This is a genomic window from Sinorhizobium sp. 6-70 (assembly GCF_030124375.1).
Lineage (GTDB): Bacteria > Pseudomonadota > Alphaproteobacteria > Rhizobiales > Rhizobiaceae > Sinorhizobium.
Genome location: NZ_JASKLS010000001.1, coordinates 522,386 through 540,515 on the forward strand (window position 1 = coordinate 522,386; position 18,130 = coordinate 540,515).

Annotated in this window: 22 protein-coding genes and 2 pseudogenes; 1 reads left to right on the forward strand and 23 read right to left on the reverse strand. The window is 60.7% G+C overall.

Going from position 1 to position 18,130, the window contains the following annotated elements; all coding sequences use genetic code 11:
* Positions 1-2: 2 nt before the first annotated feature.
* The 12 genes from QN222_RS02515 to QN222_RS02570 form a co-directional block, all read right to left on the reverse strand.
* The gene (locus QN222_RS02515; protein ID WP_283964219.1) at positions 3-449 is read right to left on the reverse strand and encodes a GNAT family protein; all 447 of its coding nucleotides are present in this window, start codon (positions 447-449) and stop codon (positions 3-5) included.
* Entirely contained in the window at positions 446-2,074 is a 1,629-nt protein-coding gene (locus QN222_RS02520; protein ID WP_283964218.1) for a hypothetical protein, read from the reverse strand. Before QN222_RS02520 ends, QN222_RS02515 begins: the two co-directional genes overlap by 4 nt.
* Positions 2,071-2,673, reverse strand: a complete 603-nt coding sequence (locus tag QN222_RS02525) for a hypothetical protein (protein ID WP_283964217.1) — start codon at positions 2,671-2,673, stop codon at positions 2,071-2,073. Before QN222_RS02525 ends, QN222_RS02520 begins: the two co-directional genes overlap by 4 nt.
* Positions 2,670-3,266, reverse strand: a complete 597-nt coding sequence (locus QN222_RS02530) for a hypothetical protein (RefSeq protein WP_283964216.1) — start codon at positions 3,264-3,266, stop codon at positions 2,670-2,672. Before QN222_RS02530 ends, QN222_RS02525 begins: the two co-directional genes overlap by 4 nt.
* The gene (locus tag QN222_RS02535) at positions 3,263-3,586 is read right to left on the reverse strand and encodes a hypothetical protein (RefSeq protein ID WP_283964215.1); all 324 of its coding nucleotides are present in this window, start codon (positions 3,584-3,586) and stop codon (positions 3,263-3,265) included. Before QN222_RS02535 ends, QN222_RS02530 begins: the two co-directional genes overlap by 4 nt.
* A 2-nt stretch (positions 3,587-3,588) precedes the next feature.
* The gene (locus QN222_RS02540; RefSeq protein WP_180938003.1) at positions 3,589-3,756 is read right to left on the reverse strand and encodes a hypothetical protein; all 168 of its coding nucleotides are present in this window, start codon (positions 3,754-3,756) and stop codon (positions 3,589-3,591) included.
* A gap of 66 nt (positions 3,757-3,822) precedes the next feature.
* The gene (locus QN222_RS02545; RefSeq protein WP_283964214.1) at positions 3,823-4,623 is read right to left on the reverse strand and encodes a phage tail tip lysozyme; all 801 of its coding nucleotides are present in this window, start codon (positions 4,621-4,623) and stop codon (positions 3,823-3,825) included.
* A 375-nt stretch (positions 4,624-4,998) separates the two neighbouring features.
* Positions 4,999-5,982 (reverse strand): hypothetical protein, encoded by a 984-nt coding sequence (locus QN222_RS02550; protein ID WP_283964213.1) that lies wholly within the window; start codon positions 5,980-5,982, stop codon positions 4,999-5,001.
* A gap of 686 nt (positions 5,983-6,668) precedes the next feature.
* On the reverse strand, positions 6,669-7,259 hold the full coding sequence (locus QN222_RS02555; protein WP_283964212.1) for a hypothetical protein: 591 nt from the start codon (positions 7,257-7,259) through the stop codon (positions 6,669-6,671).
* Between the two features lie 384 nt (positions 7,260-7,643).
* Positions 7,644-8,639 carry a DUF5309 domain-containing protein gene (locus QN222_RS02560; RefSeq protein WP_283964211.1) on the reverse strand — a complete coding sequence of 332 codons (996 nt, stop codon included), beginning with the start codon at positions 8,637-8,639 and terminating at the stop codon, positions 7,644-7,646.
* Positions 8,640-8,779: 140 nt separating this feature from the next.
* Positions 8,780-9,724, reverse strand: a complete 945-nt coding sequence (locus tag QN222_RS02565) for a hypothetical protein (protein ID WP_283964210.1) — start codon at positions 9,722-9,724, stop codon at positions 8,780-8,782.
* Positions 9,725-9,930: 206 nt separating this feature from the next.
* Entirely contained in the window at positions 9,931-10,167 is a 237-nt protein-coding gene (locus QN222_RS02570; protein WP_283964209.1) for a hypothetical protein, read from the reverse strand.
* Between the two features lie 241 nt (positions 10,168-10,408).
* On the opposite strand from QN222_RS02570, the gene QN222_RS02575 reads away from it, so the two are divergent.
* Positions 10,409-10,705, forward strand: a complete 297-nt coding sequence (locus QN222_RS02575) for a hypothetical protein (protein ID WP_283964208.1) — start codon at positions 10,409-10,411, stop codon at positions 10,703-10,705.
* 42 nt (positions 10,706-10,747) lie between these two features.
* Here QN222_RS02575 and QN222_RS02580 read toward each other — a convergent pair whose 3' ends face one another.
* From QN222_RS02580 to QN222_RS02625, 11 genes and pseudogenes are all read right to left on the reverse strand, one after another.
* Positions 10,748-11,116 carry a hypothetical protein gene (locus QN222_RS02580; RefSeq protein WP_283964207.1) on the reverse strand — a complete coding sequence of 123 codons (369 nt, stop codon included), beginning with the start codon at positions 11,114-11,116 and terminating at the stop codon, positions 10,748-10,750.
* Positions 11,117-11,405: 289 nt separating this feature from the next.
* Positions 11,406-11,975 carry a hypothetical protein gene (locus QN222_RS02585; RefSeq protein WP_283964206.1) on the reverse strand — a complete coding sequence of 190 codons (570 nt, stop codon included), beginning with the start codon at positions 11,973-11,975 and terminating at the stop codon, positions 11,406-11,408.
* A gap of 154 nt (positions 11,976-12,129) precedes the next feature.
* On the reverse strand, positions 12,130-12,444 hold the full coding sequence (locus QN222_RS02590; RefSeq protein WP_283964205.1) for a hypothetical protein: 315 nt from the start codon (positions 12,442-12,444) through the stop codon (positions 12,130-12,132).
* A complete protein-coding gene (locus QN222_RS02595) occupies positions 12,445-13,599 on the reverse strand; it encodes an amidohydrolase (protein ID WP_283964204.1) in 1,155 nt (384 codons plus the stop codon). It lies immediately after the preceding gene.
* 82 nt (positions 13,600-13,681) lie between these two features.
* Positions 13,682-14,077, reverse strand: coding sequence for a hypothetical protein (locus QN222_RS02600; protein ID WP_283964203.1), 396 nt, complete (start codon positions 14,075-14,077; stop codon positions 13,682-13,684).
* 188 nt (positions 14,078-14,265) lie between these two features.
* Positions 14,266-14,925: a hypothetical protein gene (locus QN222_RS02605; protein WP_283964202.1), complete on the reverse strand. Its 660-nt coding sequence runs from the start codon at positions 14,923-14,925 to the stop codon at positions 14,266-14,268.
* Positions 14,922-15,053: a hypothetical protein gene (locus QN222_RS02610; protein WP_269808436.1), complete on the reverse strand. Its 132-nt coding sequence runs from the start codon at positions 15,051-15,053 to the stop codon at positions 14,922-14,924. Before QN222_RS02610 ends, QN222_RS02605 begins: the two co-directional genes overlap by 4 nt.
* Positions 15,036-15,391 (reverse strand): annotated as a pseudogene (locus tag QN222_RS30305) (phage portal protein); the annotation flags it as partial. The gene QN222_RS02610 and the pseudogene QN222_RS30305, both read right to left, overlap by 18 nt.
* Before the next feature lie 29 nt (positions 15,392-15,420).
* Positions 15,421-15,759, reverse strand: a complete 339-nt coding sequence (locus QN222_RS02615) for a DUF6258 family protein (protein ID WP_283964201.1) — start codon at positions 15,757-15,759, stop codon at positions 15,421-15,423.
* 143 nt (positions 15,760-15,902) lie between these two features.
* Positions 15,903-16,301 carry a DUF6258 family protein gene (locus QN222_RS02620; protein ID WP_283964200.1) on the reverse strand — a complete coding sequence of 133 codons (399 nt, stop codon included), beginning with the start codon at positions 16,299-16,301 and terminating at the stop codon, positions 15,903-15,905.
* 666 nt (positions 16,302-16,967) lie between these two features.
* A pseudogene (locus QN222_RS02625) lies at positions 16,968-18,130 on the reverse strand (phage portal protein); the annotation flags it as partial.

Here is an 18,130-nt window from a genome sequence, read left to right on the forward strand (position 1 = left end):
ACCTACCTTCGATTGACGGGATGCGCCCGCCAGTCGTTGTCTGTCAGAGTGAAGATGATTTCCGCCTCCTTCCGCCCGCGAAGCCGGGGGATGCGGTGGCTCGTGAATCCGAAGCGCCGGGCGATTGCGACCATACCGGTGTTCTCCTCCGAGACGCGCAGCACCGCCATTTGGCAGCCGATCTCGTCAAAGGGATAGCCGAACATGGCTTTCAGCACCGGCCGCGTCAGCCAGCGTTTGCTGGTAGCTGCAGCCGAAAGCTCGATGACACCCGCTTCGGGAGAATAATTGTGGTAGACGACGCCGGCGACGAGCCTGCCCTCCTCCGTCACGCCGAGCGTGGTGAAGTCGGCAAAGCCTCTTTCGCAGCCGTTGACATGGGCGGCGACGAAGCCGGCGATCGTTTCGTTCTTCGCAGGGTCGCCAGCCCCGCCCCAGATGATGTTCAAGCGCTCGCCTCCCCGGCCGCGACCTGCAGCGTGGCAAGATCCACTTCAATGTCGAGTTTCACCGCGCCGCCGGATGTAATGACACAGCCGACGGCCAGCATGTCGCCGCTGGCGCGGACGTTCTGGCGAAAATCGTAGCGCAGTGCCTCCGACACGCCATCCCAGCGCGCCACGTCCCAGAGGCCGACGTCCCATTCCGGTGAGGCCGTGTCGCCCTCCGTCACCCGGTCGAAGGGCGGTACCTTCCGGTCGAAGTCGGCGCGGGCGAAAAGCTGCACCTTCGGCTTCGTCTTGGCGCGAAAATGCATATGCGCCATCGTCGCCGCCATCCGCTGGCCGAATTGTCCGGCCGGCGTGAACTGCGAGAGATAGGTGGCGGCAAAGGTCAGCCCGTCGTCGGTGCCGCCGGTGTCGCCCTGCCAGCAATACCCCTCGCGCGAGCCGAAGAAGAGCCCGCCCTGCAGCGTCTCGAAGCAATTGGCCCGCCAGTTGCTGATCGTCGCCCACCGCCCGCTCAAGACATTCAGCACGAAGGTCCTGTCGCTAACGACGCTGTTGTCGGGAAAGGCGACGAAGACCAGGTTCTGCTCGGTCCAGGGTTTCAGCGTCCATCCGGATCCGGTGGCGTTTGCCGCCCGCCGCCAGTCGTCCTCGATCGGCCGAGATACCGAGACCTGGGTCAGCGCCTGCCGGTCGCGCTGGAACACCTCGGAGATCGGCGTCAGCCCGTCCGAGGTCGCGATCAGCACGTCGCCGCCGACGCGGATCCAGGCGTTCTTTCCGAGCGGCTTGCCGATCTGGTAGACGCCCTTCAGCGCGAAATCGCTGGCGCTCGAAGGGTCGGAGCCGGCATAGACCGCGACCTCGCCTTCCGTCGAAACGAAAACGCAGAGATCGGAAAGCCCGTCGCCGCTTTCGAGCGACCAGGAAAAGCCTGTGATGAGCGACCCGCCCTTCTTCATCACCCCGCCAAGCGGGAACACGGCCGCCGCGCCGCCGATCGCGTTCACCGGCAGGTAGTAGGCGTCGAGCGTCGCATTCTTCAGGAAGAACTCGCGGCTCTTGAACAGCCAGCCGTAGTTCAGCTGCGCCATCGTCGTCGTATCGGAAAAGGTGATCGTCGGTGTCGTCGTCCAGGCGGTGCCGTCATAGATGCGGCGCGTGTCGGCGCCATTCAGGCAGACGAGAAACGAGCCGCCGGCGGTCGTGTGCTGGAAGGCGCACCAGTCGCCGCCGGTAAGCCCGCTCACCGCCGCGACCGTCGTTGCCGGCGGGGCCGCGGGCGCGGTCATGTTGTAGATCGCGCTCGCCGTCGCCATGAACAGCTTTTCGTTGCTGCCGAACTTGTATTTGAAGGCGCTGCGGATGGCACCGCCGTCGGCCGCAAGCCCCACCTTGCGCGAGCCGCCACGGATCTTGCAGCCGGCAAGCGTCGGCAGGAAATTGGTAAGCACGGTCGCCGAGCCCGGCGTCTGCGACGCCATGTCGGCGGTCGTCACAAGACCTTGTTTCGGCGCCGGGAAGGTCATCGATTGCGAGGTCTGCGGCCGGCCGATACTCGCCTCGCCGCGGTTGGTCCGCGGCAGGCGGCCAAGGCGAACTGTGTTCGTGCGAACTGTAATCATGATGTGCCCCTGTCCGCATTGATCTCCTGCAGGAGATCCGCCTCGAACTCGGCGAGGTTGTCTTCGAAGGAGAGGCCCTTCTGGCGCTTCCAGCGCCAGATCAGCCCCTTCTTCAAAAGCCGTTCGGGAAAGAGCGTCGTGTCGTCGTCGGCCCGGAACGTATCGCGCTCCTCGTAAGGATCGCCGAGTACCCAGTTCTTCGAGACGTAGTCGATCGTCGCACCGGCGGCGGAAGCGGCCGGTAAGAAGAGCATCTCCCTGCCGCGGAGGTGGCAATAGCGTTCGACAGAGGCGACGCCGACGATCACGGCCCATTGCCCGCCGTTCGCCACCGACCGGAAGAAACGGCCGTCCGCCGCCCGCACCGCCCCTCCGGGCGCCAGCCGCTGGTAGTCGGCCGGCAGGATCTCCGGCGAAGCGGAGACGGCATGCGCCTTCAGCATCCGCCTCCAGTCGGCGCGCCGCGCGATCTCCGCGCCCGCCTCCTCGGCGAGCGCCACCATCGTCTGCGCATTTGGATCGTTCGTGCCGTAGACGCTGTCGAAACGGTCGAGCGAGACGATGTCGGCGACTTCGTTGATCACGGTCAGAAGCGTCATGGCGTCAGCCCTCCGATGACGATTTCGGCATTGCCCCAGCGCAGGCGCTCGTCGGCAAGTCCAATCCCCGCCATCGCCTGGCGCTTCAAAGCTTCGGCCGCGCCCGCCTTGGAAACGTCGCGCTCCCAGACGGCGATCTCCTCGACGAGTGCGTAGAGATAGATGTCCGGCGCCTTTTCGATCAGCCAGTTGCTTGGTGCTTCGGCCGTCAGCGGCGGGATTTTCGCGTAATAGGTCAGGTGGATGTTGTCGCCACCCTTCGGCCGCACCTCAATGGCGCTGCCGATGATCGCGTAGCCGATCGGCGCATCGGCAGATGTCCCGTGACTGCTGAGTTCCTGCAGCGGCAACGCCCGGAGCGCCCGGCCATCGGCGGCGAGCACCTGCCGCGCTTCCAGAAAATCCGGCGGCAGGCTGCCTTCGCCTTCGGCGAGCGGCACCGCCGTGGTCTTTTCCATGTCGGCAATGCGCATGACGCGGTTGAGCTTGAGCTCGGCCAGAGCAAGGAAGCGCGGGAAGAGATGAGCGACGTCATCGCGGCCGGCATAGTCGCCGGCGTCGATGAGCAGCGACGTATAGTCGGTTGTGGTCATAGATGTCCCTCGAAGCTGCGCCAGGCGCGGTTGTCGCCGTCGTTGAGCCAGCGCTTCACATAGCGGTCGTCACCTTCGGAATGGGCCCGCACCAGGTTTTCGGAATGGGCGAGGTTGAGCGGGATCGAGGCGACCTTGGTCCATTCGCCGAAAGCGTTGCCGGTGGTCGCATGGCGGGTGAATTCGTTCTGGCGAACGAGGTTTTCGACCGGATAGTCCGTCCGCCAATGGGTCCTGTTGCCGTCCTCCATCACCCATACGGAGCGGCCGGTCTGAAAATCATAATCGAAGAGCTTCCAGTCGCCGTCGCGGATCACCATGGTCACTCTCCCGGCAGCGGATCGGCTCGCTCGGCCTTGCCGTTGGCGATCAGCGCCTTGGCGTCAGCGAGGCTCAAGGATACGATCGTTCCGGCCGGCGTCCGCTCACCGTCGTTGAGCCAGACGTCATAGATCAGCCGGACCGGCACCGGCTTCTTTGTTTCGGACATTGCTTCCTCCAATGAAAAAGGCGGCTCCGAAGAACCGCCTTGCTAACAAGGTAGCGACACGCGCGGTCAGTACCGCCAGGGCTTGCCTTCGACGATATCCGGCCGAGGTGCCGGAACCGGCGTGCGCCACGGCGGAAAGTCGTAGGGAATGTCGTTCTGGTAGTCCGGGAGCTTCATCGCGTTTTTCGCTCCCGCCTGCCGTTTGCGCAGTTGAAGCTTCTCTGGATTGGGACGCAAATACCCTCGAGCTAACACTTCAGTCGCGTCGTCAACATTCGGGGTCGCGTAGAAGTCCGTGAGAGACAGACGTTCTTCACCTTTGTCGAATTCCTTACCTTCCTTGAATTCGTGCTCCATGAAGCCATAGTTCGCTTCATAAGAGTTCCGATCCAATCCGTTCTCGTCAGCCCATTCGAAGAAATCTCTCTTTCGCGAACCGTCCCACTGCATATGGCCGAACGCATCCTTATTTACACGCCCGTTCTGCCACAGATTGCCAAAAGTCCTGCCGAAACCGCCACTCTCGTGGTCGGCGTTTCCGACGATGGCAGCGGCCTGCTCCTCCCTCATCTTCAGTCTTTGCTGAAGATCGCGCTTCAGACGGGCGGCGAGATTGTCCGACAAGATGTCGGTCGCCTTCAACTTCTGAAAATGATCGACAGGCAGCTGCACCGCCGGATCGACGAACCTCGTCATTCCCGTCAGGGCCCCCCGGTAGTCCATCGGCGCCCTCGCAACGGGCTCGACGAGCGGGGCATGCTCCGGCGCGAAGGGTCGCGGGCGACCGTTGTCAGGATGGCGAATTTCCGTCATACGCCTTGGGTCAATGGTCGGGCGATCATCAAAATCGTCCATCGCGTCGCGCATGGAATAGCTCTCCATCGGAAATCCCATCCAATTGAGACTCGTGGATCTTTGGGCATTCTTCGACTTTCGTTTCGTCATCGGTTTCACCTTAAAAACTGGATTCAAACGACGGATCCCGGGCGCGTTCGGGCGGCCGGTCCAGACTTCTCAAGAGCAGAGACGTCACCTTTGCGAGTGCAACTCTCGAAAGGACCCGCCGGCTGATCGAAGACGATCCGTTTCAGAAATGCTCTTGGCGCCAATTGCTGCTTCGCCTATCCAATGCATGTCGCCTGAAAACGTGGCGCGGTTTCGGGACAACGACACGCATGTAAACAAAGACTTAATGCGTGTCGCATGACTCACAATGAATGCGACGCGCTAGGATTCACTGATTTACCGCGGCGCCGTCAGGAACAAGTCGGAGGGATCAGGCAGCGCCGCCGCGGTAAAATCATCCGAGTTGAATGAGCAGACCAAGCGTCCCCCCTCGCGGGAACCAGCATCGCGGATAGAGAAGTTCTGCGACGGCGTGTAGCCCGTTTCCTCCGTCTGCAGATCCACAATCCATCCCTGTCCTTCCACATATCCGCTTCCAGTGCGCTGCCTGATGGCGTACCAGAGTGGGTCCTCCCACTCTGCCGTTTCAAACCCCCACGAGATCCTTTCCCTGCCCGCCGATCGATCCACCCTTTGGAAATAGGCGGTGAGATCGAGCCCCCACGCGTGCACAATCGACGAAAACTCTACCCGCGTTTCAATCGGCTCATTCCTCTTGCCCCATAGAGATATGCGGCTGATTTTCACTGCTCCGAAGGCCTCTTGTTCGGCTTTCAACAGATCGAAGAATTCCGGCGTGCAGGCAAGCAACCCGTTCATCAGTCGGTCGGCGTCACCAAGCGGCAGCGGCTTCAGTTCCGGCGCCCCGAACAATGCCGTGATGTGGGGGGGCCGGAAGCCGGGCGTGTCCGCGTGACTGACCTGACATCGCAAGCTGGACTGTCCCTCAGGGGCATCTTCTCCTGTAATGCCAAAATCCGATGACACCCGCCCGTCTTCTACCGCCTCTTTGTTACTCCAGCCGAAGGACCTAAGCTCATCGAACTTGACCCCCAGCCGCGTTTCGAGCGCTTGGCCAACTCTTTCCGCAGGCCAAGCAACTTGAAGTTCAAAAATGTACCAGGACGGCGCCTCGCCTTCGCGAACTACGTAACGCTGGGAATAGCCGATGATCGGAAGTCCGCCGATCGCAATCGGCTTTGCGAAGATCGCCATTTGCACGTAGTAGTTTTCCCGTGGCGGACCATGTGGCGAGTTGCCCTCGTCTTCATCGAAATCGATCCTAACCGGCCCGAGCGCCGCCCTTTCCTCCTTCAGCACCGAAAAGAACTCCGGTTTGCAGGAAAGCAGCGCATCGAGCAGCCGGTCCGGCGCAGCAAGTGCCGGTGCGGCGAAATTGAGTGCGACGAAAGCGACCAGAGCCGCGATGAAACTCCTGAACAAGATTGCTCCTCTCGACGCAAAAGAATTCAACTGCTTGTTTCCGCGCTCGCTATCGCCCTTTGCCCTGACCGGCAGGAAACGCGTAAGATATCATTTCCGTTTGCGCGGTGGGTATCGCCAGTGTGCCGACGCCGTCTTCCAGATCGGAGGGCCCCGAGAACGCGCATCCGCCCGCCCCCTTCGTGCCACCAGCGGTTTAACAGTCCATGGCGCAACCCGTTTTGCTTAGAACAGATAGAGAACACACGCAAGAGTCGCGCGGAAATATTCGTAGCCAGACAAGGAGCGAGGCGCCGGAAGCGCACTCATGGCTCCCATCATGTCGGCGGTGGCGCCGCATTGCGCATTTGTGATCTTAGGCGTTCCAACGTCTCAATCGAGGAGGCCGCTTCGCCCGATGCCATCGTCAGGTCTAACGCCAATGATTACCCGCGGATTATCGGGCGAAGTCGGAAATCGTCTTCTCGAGCGAAGCAATGAACGCGTCGGATCTTTGGGCGAAACTGGTTAGAATCGACTTCCACAGGAACAACTCGTCGCTCCAGGCGGAACGTCCTTCGCTTTCAATATTTCCAGAGCAGGTCTTCCACGCTTGGCAAACCTTGCATAGGCTTCAGCGCCGCCGTCTCGGCAAAGCACCATATGCTGCTACCCATTCCATGCCTGTCCTGGTACCGGCGAACAAGAAGCAGGCTCCACGGGTCCGGTCGCTCCCAGTTTTCCGGGCTCATCATCCAACCGTCTGCAAGCGGCTCGAATTTCGCGCCCGGCACATTCGCTTCGAGCGATTTGATGACTTCTTGCGGCTCGCCCGGAACCAGAACCCCCCAAATATGCGTCCTCATATCGCCGGAGCCGGCGCTGGCACCAGAGATAACGGTCTGCAGGTAGACCTGGACGCGAAGCCCGCGAGCCACAATCGCTTGTTGGAAAGTTGCGACACTTGCCATGGACTCAACAAACTCGGAAACAGGAATGAGACGCTGCCTGAGCAGGGCAGGCATGAATGCCGATTTCTCAGTCTTTAGAACCTCGAAGAAATCCGGCTTGCATGTAAGGAGTGCATCGATAATTTTGTCGGGATCGGCCGCTGCCGGTGCAGCAAAAAGCGTCCCGACCAGCACCATCAAGGTGCCGAGTCTACTCAGAAACATTATCCCCTCGCGTTCTACGCGGCATTCGTCAAGTGTTGCCACCAACGGTTATGGACAATCGCCACAACACCTTTTCATTGTAGAACATAACACGAACATATGCAAGAGGAGTGCTGCTAGTATTCATGGCCCAGAACGGCTCAATCCAGCCAGTTCTTCAGGATGTCCTTCAATGATCCGCGGTTGCGAAACAGTCGATCCCAGAGTCGCTCCGCCTTTCAGGCTCACGTTTTTCTTCGTGACCATCGATCTGATCCTTTTGAAATAGGCAGCAAGAAGAACCACTGGGCTCTTCGACCTTGACCGAAGAGGCCCGGGCGGCCTCGGCCTGCTCGAATTACAAAGGGCGAGCCGAAGCCCGCCCCTCCCGTGTTCCCGCCAAGCTCAGCTTGCGTCGCTAAGCCCGAACAGATCGGCCGCAACCCCGAGCCCCTTTTCGTTGTGCACCTTCAGCGTGCCCTCGCCGATGATCACGCCCTTGTCGGCGTCGCCGGTCTTGGCAACGTCGCGGTCTTCCTGGATCTGGCGCAGCCACCGGAAGGAGAGCATGTCCGTGTCGATGAAGAAGGCGTTGCGGGCAAGCCCGGCGTTCACCGCCTGCACCCGGTTCGGGTGGATCATCACCGTGCCGAACGGGCCTTCGTAATAATCTGCGGTCGCGACGATGGTGTTGCGCTCGCCGCCCTGCGAGACCGCATAGCGGAAGGGCGCGACGTTGCTGTCGGACATGAAGGTGACGAAGACGGATTTGACGTAGGGCGAGACCGAGACATGGCGGAAGTTCGCGCCGTTCTGGTAGCCCTGCTGCATCACCGTGTCGAGGATCGCCTTGGTGAAGGGCCGCTGCGTGCCGTCGGTCGGCGCCACGGTCAGGCCTGTGGCGGCGTTGAAGCCGCCATTGGCGCCGCCGGCCCCGCGCGAGACGTTAGAGGTAAGCCAGGTGCTGAGGGAGCCGAACTCGCGGGTGGCGCCGCTGACGGAGGCATTGGTGTCGGCGATTGCGAATTCCACGTCCTTGCGGATCTCGACGCCCTTCTTCAGCTTCTGGTACTTGCGCTTCTGGACGTTGCCGGCCTCGGCTGTCACTTCCTGGGTGGCGGAGATGATCCAGTCCTTGCGCATGATCTGGGTGTAGTTGCCGAGCCGCGTCGGCGGGGTGATCGCGCCGAAGGCGTATTCCTCGCCTTCCTCGCGGATATTGGCGCCGGGCGCGGCCAGTTCGTCCGTCTCCCATTCCGGGTGATAGGTGGTGCACTTGCCCTTCTCGATCAGCGAATAGATCGGCGTGTCTTCCGGCGTGATGCGCGACACGACGTCGGAAAGCTCCTCGCGATTGCCGACGGCCTGGGTGGTCTGGAACGTATTGGTGAGAACTGCCATTTTCTGGTCCTTCTGTGAAAATGAGATCGGCCGCCCGCGCGTGGAGTTCACGCGAAAAAGCCTCTGTTGAAATGATCGGAGCCGCCCCGCACGCGGACGGAGGTGGCCGGCCGGGCGTCCGAAACCACCGGCGAGCAGCGCTACTCGAAATCGACAGCCATAGCGTCGCGGATCGAGCCGGTGCGCGTCAGCCGCTGCATCGCCTCGCGGCTTTCGCGCTGGTGGCGCCGTGTCTCGCTCCGCGCCTTCATGCGCGGTGCGGAAGCGGGTGCTGCCGCCACCTTCTGCAAGGCTCTCGCCCGCGAGCGTTCGGCGATGAGCCCGAGCCGGGCGTAGTGCGCCAGCTTGAAGAGCCGGTGGTCGACGACCTCGCGCACCTCCTCGTCGGAAAAGCCGAGCTCCCGCGCCGTCTCGAAGGCGTCGGCGAAGAAGGCCTGCCGCCCCTCATCCTGCCCCGTCTCGGGGAAGGCTTCGAGAAGCCTGGCATTTTCCGTCTCCAGCCTCTCCTCGCTCGCCGCTGCCTGAAGTTCCGCCGTCACCGCCGCCGGTTCGTCGCCGAGCGCCATCACCCGCGCGAGCTGTTCCAGCCCCGCCTGGTGCAGTGCCCATTGCCGCTGATAGGCTTGCGGATCGTAGAGCCTCAGTTCCTCCGGCGGCTCGTCGGGGATCTCCCCGGCGATGAGTTCGGCAACTGCGTTGGCGGTGGCCGCGATCCGACTGCTCATGCTTTCGAGCGTCCGCCGCCCATTGGCGAGGTCCTGGGTCTTGTGGCGGTAATCGCGGTCCCGCATGTAGCCGAGCTTCAGTTCCTCAAGCGGAACTTCTTCGCCGCCCTTGAGCGTGACGACCAGATCCTCGGCTTCATTGGCCGGCCCCTCGTCGGATAAGCCCGGCTCGTCGCCTTGGGTATCATGGTCGTCATACTCGCCGGGGTATTCGGTGGGCGTTGCATCCAACGCCTCTTCATCCTCGTCGCCTGCTTCATGCAACTCCCGAAAGTCGAGGTCGTCGAAGCCTGCGGGCTCGAGCGAGCCGTCAACGGTTTTGCTCCCGCCGAAGGGCAGGTTGGCACTATCGTTCATCATGGAATGACCTTTTCAGAGCATTTCGGCGAAGTGGGAATCGCCAAAAGATGCGGCAAACAGAGACACTTTCGGCGAAACGGAGAATGCCCCCTTCGCCAAAACTTTGCGAAATTCAAATGGTTGCATTGGCTTCCTGAATCAAATCATCAAGGAAACCGGCTAACGGAGGAGCGCTTGCGGCGCCCTCCTCATTGCGCACGCCCGCGTCACGCCGGCGCGCTCGTTCCCTCGGTCCTGGCTTGTTCCGTCAGGAACTTGAGCTTGCCGCGGAAATTGCGGATCGCCCGCGCCTCGGCGGCAAAGGCCGCGCGGCTCTCGTGGTCTGTAATCTTCGCATTGACGCAGCCGTTGATCGCCGCCGCTTCCAGTTCGTCCATCAGCCGGTCGAACAGCGGATTGTCGATGAGCGCCCGCGCCGCGGCCGTCCTTTCCTCTGGTTTCATGCCACGTTTTCTCCCGTGATAATTCGGACGGGCCGACCATCCCATGTCGGCGAAAAATCGTTACACGGAAGGATTGATTCCCGTTTTGTTCTGGACTACCCATTTGCATGCGCAGTATCGTCTTTGTGGAGAGGTCCCTCAAACCCCGACGACCGCTGGAAAGGAAACTTCGTATCCGGCAATTTCGCCAATGAGTCTCTGAAACCCCAATGCGTCTCTGAAACCAATGAGTCCCTGAAACATGAAGAAAATCGGCTTCGCATTCGATGCTGTCGTCGGCCTCATCCTCAATATCCTCGACCTTCTCATCTTCGAGTTTCTCCTGCATCGGACGGCGCGCATCGTCGTGCCGCTGGTCAGTTTCGGTCGAGTGAAAGTCGAAGAAATCTATACTGACGACATCGCCTTCAACTGGCTGGGTTTCAAGCGCCTTCCGTCCGGCCGCTTCCTTCTCAGTTCTACCATGAGCAAGTTTGCCGGTGCGCTCTTCTGGCTGCTTTGCCTTGTCGCCTATCTGAGCTTCACCCGCGGGGTCTAGTTCGAGGAAAAGCATGCGGTTCTCCGTGAACCCGCATTGGCATCATTCGCGCCAGTCGTCTTGCGCCCGCCTGAGGGAAACTCTGCCCGGAAACAGCTTATCCCAAATGCCGCTCTTCTCCGGGGAAGAGACGCCGTCGGGCGATACAGTCGCGGCAGGTAGTCGAGACGTACGCTCCGACCGTGCCATTGCCGGGCCGCTGGGGGAACCCACCGGATCTTCCTTGTAGGATTCCTCCCAAAACCGCGGGTTTTGACGGTACGCATCATAGGCATCGTGCCAGTTGATCCCAAAGTCTCTCGCTATGCGATCCGCATAGGCTTCATCTGGGTTGAGGGTGTCGTTGAACATAGACTTACCCAGCTTGCGGCCGACCCTCTTCAGTCCCTGCTTGATCAAGAAAGGATACATAAAACTCTCCCTGTCGCGCGAAGCCCACGCCCGGCCCGCATATGGAGGCGGGTGGGATTCTGGCTTCGCCACCGTTTGTTAGGATTGGAGCAATTCCAGGAAAAGTGTGTAACGGTTTTCCGTCCGGAATTGCGTAGTTTCAACGAGTTAGGTCATTTCACTGTTTCAATGAAACAATGAAATGGTCTAGCGACGTCACATGTCGCCACACACGACTCATTGGTCCTAGTACCGCTGAACCTGACGGGCTCGGACCGCAAAGGATGGAAAGCGGAAGTCCGGAGCGAACCTATGCGGAAGTTTGTGCCCGCGCCGCTTTCCTAAACAGCAAGGCCGACAGGAGCCACAGCGCGGCGAAGAAGCCGGCCAGAACCATGCTCGCCCCCGTAGAGCCTAATCCGCCGATCAGCGCGATGACGGCGACCGACGCCTGAGTGAGCGCCATCGCGATCAACGCGCGCACCATTCCACGTGGCTGGAAACGCGCGACGACGGCACCGATGAGCCCGACGGCAAGCACTCCGCCATACATCAGGTTGGCAGGGTTATCCTCGGTTCCGATGATGCCGACGGCAAGGTTTATCCATATGAGGAGGAATGACGCCGCGAGCGCTATGCCGACGGCGGCCCGGTACTCCGTGTTGCTCGTCATCCTCGCCGCCAGCTCCCAGGCCCCGCAAGCACCGAATAACATCGTGCCGAAGACAGTGAAATCGGTCACATCCCAGTTCACTTCATCGGTGAACTGCATTGCCAACAAAGGCAGCAGCCACAGGAGCACTGCGATTGCCCAGGGCGCCATCCTCCAGAAGCGCCCGCGCCGTCCGCCATTGATTTCCACCTTTCCTGCCATTGCCATACCTCGGTGACCGAGCGGATGAGATGAGCCGTCTTCAAGGAACCCAAGGGGCAGCTGGACCGCCGGGCCATTTTCCCGATGAAATACACCGCTATAGTCATGCCCGGTTTAGACGGCCGTCAAGGCGACAGCCGACACCGGCACCATCGCTTGCCTATTTGCCCGCCCGCTTGGTGCACTGGATCTTTTGCTTCACGCAGGCGATCTGCGGCGTCGAGCATTCGGCCGCGCCGTTCACCACCGCACAAAAAAAGCACTGGTCATTGAACTCCAGGCAATCCGGAATGGCCGCCATGAATTCCTTCAGGCTCTCGTCCTGCGTTTGAGCCGTGCCTGTCGTCGTCCCGATCTCGGCCGAAAGCGCGGCCGCGGCACTGGCAACGGCGAACGCAAATGAAAGGGCTAACTTACGGACGGCATACCTCATTGCATCCCCTCTCGCAGCGCCGACGATCTTGCCGCCATGCAATCACCCCACCAGGTTGCGGATCACCCGCATGAAGACGCGGGCACCGATCCCGATCAGCGCGTCGGGAAAATCATAATCAGGATTGTGCAGCCGAGGATGGTTCTCGCCGGCGCCGAGGAAAAACATCGCCGAGGGGGCGACGCGGCCAAAGAGGCCGAAATCCTCCGACGCCTTCATCGGCAGTGCGCCCGCGCCCCGATCGTGGCTGACGCCCTCTTCGTCGAGCGCCCGCCTGAGTTCCCCGACGGCAGATGCCGCATTGCTGCACTGATGGAACACGTCCTCGTAGCTGGTCGTCGCGTCAAGCTTCGCCGCCTCGGCCTCCCTGAGCACAAGAGCCTCCGCATTCGCCACCAGCCCCGCCATCCGCTCGTCCGTCAGCGTGCGCAGTGTTGCCCAGATTTCCGCGTGGCCGGGGCTGATGCCAAAGGCCTCCTCGCCGAGCTTCGCATGCGTCACCGTCACCAGCGTGAAGTTTTCCTCGAGCGCCCCGCCGGCACCAAGAGCGGTGAGGCCACCCAGGAGCTTTGCGAGCGCAAAAGTCGGCGCGATCCCGTCTTCGGGCGACGAGGCATGCGCCGTCTTGCCGGAAAGCGTAATTTTCATGCCGCGCGAGGCGCAGTTGACCGGGCCTTCCGCGAGCGCCACCTGGCCAAGCGGCAGCCCAGGAAAATTGTGCAGCGAAAACACGAAATCCGGTTTCAGCGCGGAAAATTTCGGATCGGCAAGGACTGCCGCCGCCCCTGCCCCGTTCTCCTCGGCCGGCTGGAAGAGCAAGATCGTCCGCCCGCGCGCCGGTCGCTCACGCGCGAGCCCTTTTGCGAGCGCCATCAGGATCGCCATGTGCCCGTCATGCCCGCAGAGGTGCCCCTTGCCGGCGATCTCGGAGCGATGCGGCAGATCGGAAACCTCCGTAATCGGCAGGCCGTCGAGCTCGGCGCGGATCATCACCGTCGGCCCCTCGCCTTTCCCCCGGTAGATGGCCGCCACACCATGCCCGCCAAGCCCGGTGACAATCTCGTCCGCCCCGGTTTCCTCAAGCGCCCGCTCGACCGCCCTTGCCGTCTCCGCCTCGGCGCCGGAAAGCTCGGGCCGACGATGCAGCGCGCGCCGAAACGCTGTGATCTTATCCAACTCGCCGCCGCTCAGAAACATGCTTCAACTCCCCGAATGCACGCACCGCGTTCGTTCCTATGTTACGCGTCTGCCACGGCAAATCTTCTCACGAGACGATGCTCTAAGCGATTGCGGTCTGCGTCGAGGCAAATTTTCTGATAATCAGGAACTCAAGTACAACATAGGTCAGAAGAAACACGGCGTATTGGGGACCAAGCAATCCAACAAGGAACACAATTTCCACTCCCTCCCAGAGAACATTGAGGCTACCAACTCTGTAGAAAATCATAGAATGCACCAGTGGCACGAGCATCAGCGGTACAGCGGCCAACGTGATGTATAGGAGGCGCTTCCGCAGTCGTGCCTTGGGAAGGGGGACGAAGGCAAACACATAGAGAAGTGAAAACAATGCGGCCACACCGAAGGTAAAGTGGCGGTTATAGGCCCATGCCGCAAATACAAACATACCGACGTAGCTGAGAAACACACGAATCGTATTTAGAACAACATACCGCATAAAATGCCCCCGAGAAGGATAGACTTCAGCTAGCGCTCATGCGTAGCAGATTGACTAGCCATCCATCCAGCAGAATTGTGGCACTTTTTCGCTCGCATTAGGTGCATCGTCTGAAAATAAAACAATAAGTGGCGATGTCCTTCATTTGGGCCGACCTCGATTATCAAAATCATACCTCGCAATTGAACCTACTTGAACAGCAACCGTCGTAAGCTCTCGACATCGTTGGCTTCACCCACATGTTTGCTCAAATCTTTGAGCTGATTGTCCAGCTTGGTCGGCCACATGGTTTGCTCCACACGGCGAAATGGCCCGACACCCTTGATCGCCTCGCTCACTCCTGTTGTGCAGCCCGTATCAATCCAATTGGCTGCTGGCGCGCCGCCAAGGTCGAAAGTCCGCCTCTTTATCTGCTCTTCTTCTTCCGGACTCGTTGCGTACTTACGCACAGTCACGTTTGGCCCATCTCGCAACTGATAGCGCACATAACCTTCGGGAGACACCTCTGGCCCATAGAGGGCGCGCCCGCTGCCCATCTCCTGGCTCATGTAGCTACCAGCCGGATCGTAGAGGAACTTTTTCTGCGGATCGCCATCGTCAGGGACGATGAACAAGCCGCTGTGCATGTTATTGCCAAGAAATGCCTGGAGTGGCCATCCGGTCGGGTTCGTGTTGGAGACCACATACGTCGCCGCCACCTCCGTTCCCTTGCCACGTTTGCGCGGGCGTGGGCTCGTTGCGTCGCGCGAAAGGCTGGTCGCCTCCTCGCCGAAGTCGCGCAGTTCCAGTGCCGAAGTCGTCGGAACGTCGGCGTAACCATCCTGCAGTCCACGAACTTGCTTTCTCATCCCGGAATCCCCTCGATTTGCGCCGCCGCCAGCGGCTCGCCGCCCATCATTTCCGCGGCGGTCTGTTGTCGTTTCAGGTTCTGTTCGGCGTTGATCTGGTAGCGTTTGACCGATCCCCGCGCCGTCATGTTCGTCAGCGCGTCCGGAGCACGCCCGCTCGAGGCATCGGAATGCCGGTGCGATCTGTCGCCTCCTGATCGAGATGGGAGAGCATCACGAAACACTCGTTCGCGACGAAGGGCACCATGGTGTAGCCGAGCGCCGCGCGCGTGCATCGATGCCCTGGCTGACGCGGATCGGCTGGCCGAAATTAGGGTTCAGCACGCTTTCAGGGTTGGCGATCGCGCCTTCCTGGACGATCGGCTGATATTGTTCTGCGAGTAGAGATTATCGAGCGTCTGGCGCATCAGCACGGATTTCACCGCTGGATTTCCGCCATTTTGATCACCGAGCCGCGTTCACGCTGTTGCTGCCGGCAAAAGCGAGGCGGCTTTCCTATTCCCGAATTCGCGCGTCCTCTTCACCGGGCCGTTCAATCGCCACGGCCTTCGCCCGGATGGTCGTTTTTACTGTGACGTATTTGCCGGCCTCGTCGCAGTGACCTAGTTCGATCATAACCGTGAAGCGATCGCCTTCGTAACCACGGAATTCGATGCCACCGATTTCGTCGTTCGGAATTCGGCCGGGCGGATCGAAGGAGACATGATCGACCCCTTCGAACACCAGAAAGCCGTCTTCCACGTCCTCGGCTGAATAGAAGTCCCATGTTTTGGACCGCTTTCGGGAGATCAGATCGATCTGGATCTTGACCTCATCCCGCCATCCGTCGAGCACGACGGCCTTGGATCCGCGATCGCCCAGATAGATCGTCCGGAAAATTCGTCAGGCTTCATTTCATTTCCTCATCGGCTAGTGCGCGTCAGGGCTGTTCCACGGGGACGATGTTGCCATGAATATCAAGCGATGGGCCTCGACCACTAGTCCCTGATCCGCGCGTCCTCCTCGCCCGGCTTCTCGATAGCAACTGCGGTCGCCCGAATTTTGGTTTTCACGGAACCGTAAACTCCAGCTTCGTCACAAAAACCCATATCGATCACCACTGTGAATCGACTGTCGTCGAAACCCAGAAATTCAATATCCCCGAAGTCGTCATTCGGAATGACGCCAGGTGGATCGAAGGAAATATGATCGACCCCCTCGAACACCAAGAAGCCATCCTCAATATCTTCGGCCGTATAGAAATCCCAGGTCTCTCCGCGAACCCGCGATATGGCGTCGACCTGGATCTTGACCTCTTTCTTCCAACCATCAAGCATGATGGTCTTGCAGGCGCGGTCGCCGAGATAGATCGTGTTCAGGAATTCGTCGGGCTTCATTCTCTTACCTCATCGGCCAATGTGCATCAGGGCTGTTGTACGGTACCACATTACCCCAAATGTCAATCGAAGGGCCCTGATGCGTCTTGCCTGTACCAGTGCCCAACAGGTGTCCATGTCCATGCGGCGTTTTTCTGGAGCCATGCCCCTCGGGGTTCATTCTGTGATAGTTCGAGCCATTCGGATAGCGCGTGTGTGTATCGACAGGATTTGCGCCAGGTACCGTACTTCCTCCCAGCGGTTCGAAGGCGATGTTGCCTCTCGGGTCGACGATGTAGCGTTGAATGGGTAGCCCGGTGCGGGGATCCACAATCTGAGCTCTTTGAAGCTGTTCCAGCCGCCGCTGCAAATTGTCTCTCGCCTGAATGGAAGAGGAGCCGCCCGGCGGCTCCAGAAACGTCTCGTTGGGGTTGAGGCGCCGTATCTGCCTCATGAGGACCCCTATTTGATCCGCCATCTGTTCTTGCGCCGGCGTTCTTGCCGGGAGGCCGCGCCTTGCAGGCGGCCGAGCCTGGGCAAATTCGGTGCCGCCCCAGCTGTGCCGGCTCTCGCTGCGACCCCACCTCGGTAAGTGGCTTCTCGCCGCCTCGCCGAAATCGCGCAGTTCTAGGGCGCCGCCGATTCCCATCGGCGCTTCGTAAAAGTCGTATAAGTCGCTAATTCTCCTCACCCCGGTATCCCCCCAATCCGCGCCGCCGCCAGCGGCTCGCCGCCCATCATTTCCGCTGCGTTCTGCTGTCGTTTCAGGTTCAGCTCGGCGTCGATCTGATAGCGTTTCAGCGCGCCTTTCTGCTGGATCTCGGCAAGCTTCAGCTCACGCTCGATCTCCAGCTTGCGCCGCTCGTTTTCCGCCGAAAGTCGCGCCTTCTCGGCGTCGGCCTGTGCCCGCATCTGCAGCTTCTGCATTTCCGGGTTCGGCTGCCCGGCGCTTGCTTGCATCCGGCGCTGGATCTCCTCCGGCGAAGGCTTGGTGAAATAGAGGTCGGGCGATTTCAGCCCCGCCGCCTCCACCGATTTGGCGATGCCGTTGTAGAGGTTGTCGGGCGAGACGTAGGGGTTGTCCGGGCCAAGCGTCATCAACAGCTTCTCCTGCAGCTGCTGGACCATCTGCACCATCATCATGTCACGCTCGCGCGTGCCGGCGCCGAGGCCGGTATTGACCGTCGCGTCCATCTCGGCGTTCCAGTGGCGCGGGTCGAAACTCACCCATTGCCCGCGCAGCCTGACGACGCGCGGCCGGTCCTGATGCTTGATCACGAGCCGCAGCAATCCCTTGAACACACGTCTCAAGCCCTGAGCGAAAGTGCGCACCATCAGCTCCGTCTGGCCGATACCCGCCTGCTCGATCAGCGCCGTCGCCCGCGCCGTCATGTTCTGAAGCGCGTCCGGGGCGAGCCCGCTGGAAGCATCGGAAATGCCGGAGCGGTCGGTCGCCTCCTGGTCGAGATAGGAAAGCATCGCGAAGGACTCTTTCGCGACGAAGGGCACCATTGTGTAGCCGAGTGCCGCGCGCGCATCGATGCCCTGGCTGACGCGGATCGGCTGGCCGAATTTTGGGTTAAGCACGCTTTCAGGATTGGCGATCGCGCCTTCCTGGACGATCGGCTGCTGGTTGTTCTGCCAGTAGAGATTGTCGAGCGTCTGGCGCATCAGCACGGTCTTCACCCGCTGGATTTCCGCCATGTCGTCGGTCACCGAGCCGCCTTCGCGCTGGTGCGGCCGCCGCTCGACGATCAAGTCGGCAAAGGGCACCTCGTCCCATTCGTCGTTCGAAAGCAGGTTTTCTGCGCCCGTGCCGCCGGCAAAGACGAGCCGGCGCAGTTCCGCAA